Raw genomic sequence first — 6266 nt, forward strand, 5'->3', positions numbered from 1 at the left:
TTCTCCTGGTGGATGGAACGCAATTTCTAATTGGAGTCTTACAAAGAATTTAACAACAGTGCTTAAAGATATAGCAGGCAGCAGGAGAGAAGTCTCATCAATAGCGGTTAGCGAACAGCCAACCGCTAGTAGCCAACAACCGTTCAACTTCCAATCTCTGTAGCAGTTGCTATAAAATCTAACTCCTTGCCAATACATCCAAGTCAGCATCTCTACAGAAATCAAGTCGTATTTTTATAAGCACTATTTGGAAAAATTCTGAGATTCTACGGATTGATTCAGTAATAGACTTCAGATCAGAGAGTCAGCAGTATTAGAATTACTGAATTATTCAGGGAATTTGAACATCCTCCGGGACTTAATGCTAAATTCATCAGTCAGAGTGTACAGATACTGTAACTGCCCCAATTATGCAATTCACAAGATTTACGGAGTGCAAAGTTTCAATGTGAATTCTAGGATGTGATTGTGAATGTTCAGTGAAGTGATCATTCTCACTTTCCAAACCGTTCAGGTGAGGTATTTATGATCTGGCAAATTTGCATTCGGTATCCCAATGGACAGGAGCGCGCCCTTCGCTGCTGTAAGAATCGTGAAGTTGCACTCAAGTATGTCGATGCCATTTATTCGCACGGCTATCCGATGCATGTTGCCTATATTGTTCGTCAGGCTGAGTCCCTCGATCCTTTCGCATTGACTAGCGGGATCGATAACCTGCAACCGGTATGAAAGAGGTGTTGGACTTCTTAACTTAATGCCTAAAAGGCCCCCAGATAATGTTGGCATTCCCTACACTACCTGGGTTTAGGTGTTGCTGATTTTGGGTATGAATTGAGAGTTGTATGAATTAAAACTTTGTTCCAATTCATACTGCTATTCAGCACCACCGGGTTTAAGCAGTAATTTTAGGTTCGGATCAGCTTTTCAGCAAGAGCCGTTATATTATCAGTCACCGGGTTGAAACGGTTTACGGATTTCAAACGAAACTGGCTGGAACGACTGCTTTTTAGACGGAGTCACTTGCATCGGTCGAGTGATTTGAGCAGAGGGAATTTCTGCTTGAGAACGTTCAGTCTCTTCGTAGTCTGGATGAAAGGGCAGATTGGAGAGCTTATCGTAATTGGAGGCGATCGCCAGAAACACGCCCCCTAAAATAAACATTGGTAAGGGTAATGAAAACTGCCTCACCCATTGCAGCAGCTCCGCTGTCCCAAATAGCACAATAAAACAGGTAATCCAGACTTTCATAACAAACTCAGCCGTAGAGAGTCAATCTCATTACATCGCAGGATACTCGATCTTTTTGGTTTTGGGTGGGGAAAGGTACTCCACCTCTCTTTTGTCCCTCTCCCCTATCTAGCGTCGTACTGGTTAAACTAGGTCTGAGTTTCGTTGGTAGGCGATTATGGATGCGATTGGGGAAGCCACACCAGACAAGCAGCAGCGGGTTGCGGAATTGCGTCAACTCCTTCAGAAAGCAAGCTATGCCTACTATGTCCTCGATAATCCAATTATGGAGGACTCGGTGTATGACCAGCTTTACTATGAACTGTTAGATCTGGAAACTCGCTTCCCGGAACTGATTACACCGGACAGTCCGACCCAGCGGGTGGGGGAAAAGCCTACCAGTCAGTTTCACTCCGTCAGGCATAATATTCCACTTTATAGTCTCGAAAATGCCTTTGGCAACGAAGATCTGACAAGGTGGCAGGAACGCTGGCGACGGGTTGCATCTGATGTCAGTGAGTTTGAATATGTCTGTGAACTCAAGATTGATGGCTCTGCCCTGGCGTTGACCTATGAGAATGGTTTGCTGGTGCGGGGAGTGACCCGTGGTGATGGGGTAATGGGGGAGGAGATTACCCAGAATGTGAAAACGATTCGCTCGATTCCGTTGAGGCTGGAATTGGAGCAACTGCCATCGATCGTTGAAGTGCGGGGGGAGGCTTTTTTGCCGTTGAGTTCCTTTGAAGCGATTAACCAGGAACGGGAGCAGGCGGGTGAACCTCGCTTTGCCAATCCTCGTAATGCGGCAGCGGGAACCCTGCGTCAGTTAGACTCCCGGATTGTGGCAAAACGGAAGCTAGATTTCTTTGCCTACACTCTGCATATTCCGGTGAGTGGCAGTCGGCAATCAGAGGTCAGTGAGGGAGAGGTTCAACTTGACCTGTTGAGCAACCCCGCAGAAGTGGAGTCTGAACACATTCCCGTACCCGATACCCAGTACCCCATCCCCCAGACCCAATGGGAGTGCCTGGAGCTTCTGACCCAAATGGGCTTCAAGGTCAACCCAGAACGATCGCGCTGTTCTAGCTTAGAGGAAGTGCAGGAGTATTGCGATCGCTGGCTGACGGAGCGCCACAATCTTGCTTACATGACCGATGGAGTGGTGGTGAAACTGAACTCGCTGGCACTTCAGGAGCAGTTGGGGTTTACTCAAAAATTTCCCCGCTGGGCGATCGCATTGAAGTACCCGGCGGAGGAGGCACCCACGATTGTGGAAAAGATTAGTGTCAATGTGGGGCGCACGGGTGCAGTGACTCCGCTGGCAGAAATGCGTCCAGTACAGCTAGCGGGAACTACGGTGTCACGGGCGACATTACATAATCGCGATCGGGTGGCTGAACTGGATATCCGGGTTGGCGATACGGTGATTGTTCGGAAGGCGGGGGAAATTATTCCGGAGGTGGTGCGAGTTTTGTATGAATTGCGCCCAGAGGGAACTCAGCCCTTTGAGATGCCAACCCATTGCCCAGAGTGCAGTCAACCCCTGGTTAAACCGGATGATGAAGCGGTAACCCGCTGCATTAATGCATCCTGCCCCGCCATTTTGCGGAAGGGTTTAGAACACTGGGCATCCCGGAATGCGATGGACATTGAAGGGCTAGGAGAAAAGTGGGTGATTCAACTGGTGGATAGCGGGCTGGTGCAGGCGATCGCTGACCTGTACGATCTGACAATCGAACAGTTGCTGACCCTGGAGCGGATGGGGCAGAAATCAGCCCAGAATTTGGTGAATGCAATTGGCAAATCTAAATCCCAGCCCTGGTTCCGCGTTTTGTATGGGTTAGGCATTCGTCATGTTGGCAGTGTCAATGCCCAAACTCTGGCGGAACATTTTCCCAGCGTAGAAGCGTTAGCCCAGGCAAGCATTGATGAGATTGCAGCGGTTTATGGGATTGGTAATGAAATTGCCCAAGCGGTGCATGAGTGGTTTCAAAACCCAGCTAATCAAGAGTTAATCCATCGATTACAAGTCGCTGGGTTACAACTGGCGGGTGAAGCAAAACCAGTGATTGATCAAGCCAGCCAACCCTTGTCTGGTAAAACGTTTGTGATTACTGGCACATTGCCCACCCTGAAGCGGGATGAGGCAAAAGCTTTAATTCAAGCAGCGGGAGGAAAGGTAACAGAGTCGATAAGTAAGAAAACCGATTATCTCGTGGTTGGAGAAGATGCCGGTTCCAAGCTGGAAAAAGCGCAAGCTTTGGGAATTACCCAATTGACAGAGGCGGAGTTGATCAATCTGGTGCAGTGATTTTGAATCAATACGCCGCAGATCTTTGGTAATGGGTACAGATAAATAGAAGAGCGATCGCCCCTTCAATAGGAGCGATCGCCTGACTCAACCAAATAATGCCGGATAGTTATCTGGACTTAACTCTCGTCTGGGCTTACTTTTCGCCTTCGATGACGGTATTAGGATTACGCCCGGTCAAAGCCTGACCATATCCTTTTTCAACAAAGTAGCCATTCAACAGGGTGCTGGTGAAGGATAGGACCACGGGACCTAGGAGAAACGCCCACAACCCATAGACACCAAAACCAGGAACAACGACAGAAGCCAGCCAGAAGCAAATACCATTCACCACCAACGAGAACGCTCCCAAAGTCAGGAAGTTGACTGGCATTGACAGCGTAGACAGAACTGGCCTGATGGTGCCATTCACTAATCCAATCGAGAGTGCTGCTATTAAAGCCGCAGGGAACGTAGCAATATTGACACCTGGAACAGCCAGGTCAACCACCAGCAAACTCAAAGCAGTAATCAACGTGGTTAAAAAGAATCCCAACATCGGGTCTCCTCCCTTACAAAACAACTAAATTCAAATTCAACAAAATGCCAGTTTGATCGGGGTGGGCTAGATAGTGCCCTGGTGCTGGCTGTATTTTTCCTGGTGCTTGGCGATCGCCCAGACGGCATGGATGCTGCCAGGAACCCAACCCAGAAGTGTCAACAGAATATTGATCAGTAAGGTTGGACCGAATCCATAGGTCAGGAAAATCCCTACGGGTGGCAGGAAAATAGCGAGCAGAATACGAACAAATTTCATACATTTTTCTCCTTTTCAAAAGATTGATTGAGCGAAAGGACTCATCGTGAAATGGAAAGCGCTAAGACGACATGAACCCGAACAGCTATCTCTGTGCAAACCATCTGTGTCGCTGACCTGTACTGCTTTAACGTTTATCCAGGAACTTCTTGATCTGGTGTGAACTTAAGCAGTTCAAGCTTTTCGGATAGGTTTCAAGTAGAGCTTTTAACACTTGCATTGCTATTCAGCTTTTGCCCGACATATCACAAACATGGTCTATTTTTGAATGTTACTGATAATCTCTGATGGGCGAATCTATCACTAGAGCGATTGCTGAGAGGCAGGCAATACAATTTGGCTATTTCTTTAGGGCAAGTTCTGAGGACAAGTTTCGTTTGCCATCGCAGTCTAGAAAGTAATTTCCAAAGCCTGCCCTGAAAAAATCGGTTTTCAAACGGCTGGTAGACTGGGGCATAGTCTGGCGTCGTACTAGAGCTTGGCAGCAGTTGACTGGAGCACTGTTCTTAACTGTTGCCGGATCTGTTGCTGTTTTTCGATCAGCGTAATTTTGATCCCTGTAAATCTGCCTTCAAGTTCAGCTTGCTTTTCTTCGCTAAGAGAACCATACCAGGCTTGAGTCTTTTCAGTTGTGCGTTGCTTTAAGACAGAGAAACGCTCGTTAAACCGGGCAGATAGCCAGGTATCCAGTACAGCCAGCCGCCTGCCTAGCCAGGTCAATTGTCCTTTTAGCTTTTCTGCTTCAGCCTCGCCGCCATCCTGGGGAGTAGTGAAGTTCTGCTTCAGGTTGTTGCTCTTCTGTTTCAGGTCGTCAACTGTAACAGTGAAAGCATCCTGGGCGATCGCCCGAATTTCACCCGTCCCTTCTTTGACCTCAGTGACCGCCTGGGAAAATGCTTGTTTGACAATTCCCTGAACCCGTTCTGCCCGATCCCGTTCTTTACTCTTCACTTTTTCAAACTCTGCCTCAATCCGATTTTTGCCCGATACAACCTCAGTCATGATTCTTCCTCCAAAAGACATCAACAATCAGAACAATCATCAATAGTCAGCGAGATCTAGAGATTGATTCAGATGTGATTCGTACCAGGCACAGCCTGGCAACTGACATCTGACCCCTAACCAACAATCATTTCACCACTTTTTTCTTTACGCAATTTACGCTGTTCCAGCGCAAATTGGGAAAGCTCGGTTACCAATAGTGCAGCCACTACCCCATCATCAATCCATCCGGCAACAGGAATAAAATCTGACACCAAATCAATGGGGCTGAAGAGATAAACTAAACTTCCCAAAACCACTAACCAACGATACTTTGAGTTACGCAACACCGTGCGGTACAGATTGTAGAGTGGCTGAATCAAAAACTTCATTTGGGTTCCCCTCCGACGACAAATTCATCTTCGCAAATCTACTCGCTAATATCTGGTGTGGAAAACCCACAGTTTTGTCGTAGCAATCCCACCAATGGTAGAAAGAACCGATCTACTGGTAGGGGAAACCGCTTTTTGAGGTGTTGCTGGAATAGCAATATGAATTGGAACGAAGTTTCGATTTATACAACCTTTAATTCATACCCAGAATCAACAACGCCCGTTTGGGAGTAGGGGATAGCTGATAGGGAAAAAAAGTGGAGAGATAGGTAATACCAATTTAAATTGAGTAGAAGGCAAATGATTTAGACTGAGAAGTAGTGTTTCAGACTCAGCCAATGGTGGGTGTTACCTCAATCGAAGTGAAGGAAAGTTTGGATGATTTAGCTTTGCAGTTACGTCAAGCGGAAACAGCGAGTGCAAAGGAACGATTGCAAGTGCTGTACTGGCTCAAGCAGGAAAACGCTCCCAGCATCAGTTGATTGCGAAAGCGAACGGGAAACATCGAAACACGGTGCAAACGTGGTTATCGATGTACCGGGAGGGTGGCATCGAAGCG

General features: G+C 47.3%; 7 protein-coding genes. 2 read left to right on the plus strand and 5 right to left on the minus strand.

The window, feature by feature from the left end:
* Window positions 1–945: 945 nt before the first annotated feature.
* Window positions 946–1248 carry a hypothetical protein gene (locus tag AC1S52_RS20230; RefSeq protein ID WP_482030854.1) on the minus strand — a complete coding sequence of 101 codons (303 nt, stop codon included), beginning with the start codon at window positions 1246–1248 and terminating at the stop codon, window positions 946–948.
* Window positions 1249–1405: 157 nt separating this feature from the next.
* Here AC1S52_RS20230 and ligA point away from each other — a divergent pair, with 157 nt between their 5' ends.
* A complete protein-coding gene (gene ligA, locus AC1S52_RS20235) occupies window positions 1406–3538 on the plus strand; it encodes an NAD-dependent DNA ligase LigA (RefSeq protein ID WP_482030855.1) in 2133 nt (710 codons plus the stop codon).
* 136 nt (window positions 3539–3674) lie between these two features.
* On the opposite strand, the gene AC1S52_RS20240 is transcribed toward ligA, so the two are convergent.
* From AC1S52_RS20240 to AC1S52_RS20255, 4 genes are all read right to left on the minus strand, one after another.
* Window positions 3675–4076: a phage holin family protein gene (locus AC1S52_RS20240; RefSeq protein WP_482030856.1), complete on the minus strand. Its 402-nt coding sequence runs from the start codon at window positions 4074–4076 to the stop codon at window positions 3675–3677.
* 66 nt (window positions 4077–4142) lie between these two features.
* The gene (locus AC1S52_RS20245) at window positions 4143–4334 is read right to left on the minus strand and encodes a YqaE/Pmp3 family membrane protein (protein WP_482030857.1); all 192 of its coding nucleotides are present in this window, start codon (window positions 4332–4334) and stop codon (window positions 4143–4145) included.
* Between the two features lie 471 nt (window positions 4335–4805).
* Entirely contained in the window at window positions 4806–5336 is a 531-nt protein-coding gene (locus AC1S52_RS20250) for a hypothetical protein (RefSeq protein WP_482030858.1), read from the minus strand.
* A 116-nt stretch (window positions 5337–5452) separates the two neighbouring features.
* The gene (locus AC1S52_RS20255; protein ID WP_482030859.1) at window positions 5453–5707 is read right to left on the minus strand and encodes a YkvA family protein; all 255 of its coding nucleotides are present in this window, start codon (window positions 5705–5707) and stop codon (window positions 5453–5455) included.
* A gap of 320 nt (window positions 5708–6027) precedes the next feature.
* Here AC1S52_RS20255 and AC1S52_RS20260 point away from each other — a divergent pair, with 320 nt between their 5' ends.
* Window positions 6028–6189 (plus strand): hypothetical protein, encoded by a 162-nt coding sequence (locus AC1S52_RS20260; protein ID WP_482030860.1) that lies wholly within the window; start codon window positions 6028–6030, stop codon window positions 6187–6189.
* Window positions 6190–6266 lie beyond the last annotated feature (77 nt).

This window comes from Kovacikia sp. CALU 1929, from assembly GCF_056784235.1.

Bases quoted from the DNA above. Each gene is read 5' to 3' on its own strand.
- AC1S52_RS20230 (WP_482030854.1), bottom strand. From the start codon at position 1,248: ATGAAAGTCTGGATTACCTGTTTTATTGTGCTATTTGGGACAGCGGAG.
- ligA (WP_482030855.1), top strand. From the start codon at position 1,406: ATGGATGCGATTGGGGAAGCCACACCAGACAAGCAGCAGCGGGTTGCG.
- AC1S52_RS20240 (WP_482030856.1), bottom strand. From the start codon at position 4,076: ATGTTGGGATTCTTTTTAACCACGTTGATTACTGCTTTGAGTTTGCTG.
- AC1S52_RS20245 (WP_482030857.1), bottom strand. From the start codon at position 4,334: ATGAAATTTGTTCGTATTCTGCTCGCTATTTTCCTGCCACCCGTAGGG.
- AC1S52_RS20250 (WP_482030858.1), bottom strand. From the start codon at position 5,336: ATGACTGAGGTTGTATCGGGCAAAAATCGGATTGAGGCAGAGTTTGAA.
- AC1S52_RS20255 (WP_482030859.1), bottom strand. From the start codon at position 5,707: ATGAAGTTTTTGATTCAGCCACTCTACAATCTGTACCGCACGGTGTTG.